Source organism: Mesorhizobium sp. M1A.F.Ca.IN.020.06.1.1 (assembly GCF_004023265.1).
Taxonomy (GTDB): domain Bacteria; phylum Pseudomonadota; class Alphaproteobacteria; order Rhizobiales; family Rhizobiaceae; genus Mesorhizobium.
In genome coordinates, this window is record NZ_RZSR01001640.1 from 1 (window position 1) to 641 (window position 641).

Genomic DNA, 641 nt, shown 5'->3' on the forward strand with positions numbered 1-641 from the left:
CTTTTCGGTGCCGCCGCCGACCAGCAGGCTGGTCGCCATGTCGGGCATATCGTCGCCCAGCAGCGCCTGCGCCGCCTTGTAGACCGCTTCGTTATGGAACGCGTCGATGATGTTGTCGTATTTCGACGCATCGACGTCCTTCCAGTCGGTGCCGGGTTCCGGCGTGTAGGTCAGGTTTCCGGAGGTCGTCAGCCCCTCGGTCGGCGACCATTGCAAGGCCGGCTTGGTTGCTCCGGGCAGCAGGAAAGGCACAAAATAGATGGCGTCGTCGGAAACCGCGGCCGGCGGCGCGCCGCATTCGTCCTGCTCGACCGTCGTGGTCCGGATCCCGCCGTCCTTCGGTTTCCAGACGATGACCTTGGCCGGGCCGCACTGGTTGCCGCCGTCGCCGACATCGACCAGCGCCACGTTGACGTCGCCGATCTTGACGATCCTGTCGAAGGAGACGTCGTAATTGCTGGCCAGCTGCTTGCCGTCATAGGCGAGCATCTTCTCGCCGTCCTGCTCCGGCTGCGTGATGGTGAGCTGGCCGCCTTCGAACGGGATCGGCGCCTGTTTGTCGGTGTCGGCGGGAGCGGCGTCAGAAGTGCTCGATGCGCCTTGATCGGCCGCCCCTTGATCGGCGGCGGGCTGGTCGGAAG

At 65.5% G+C, this 641-nt stretch carries 1 protein-coding gene; it reads right to left on the minus strand.

Features of this window, described 5'->3' with window-relative positions; genetic code table 11:
- Window positions 1-641: hypothetical protein (locus tag EOA60_RS36075; protein ID WP_128312782.1), on the minus strand; the 641-nt coding region annotated here is incomplete at both ends.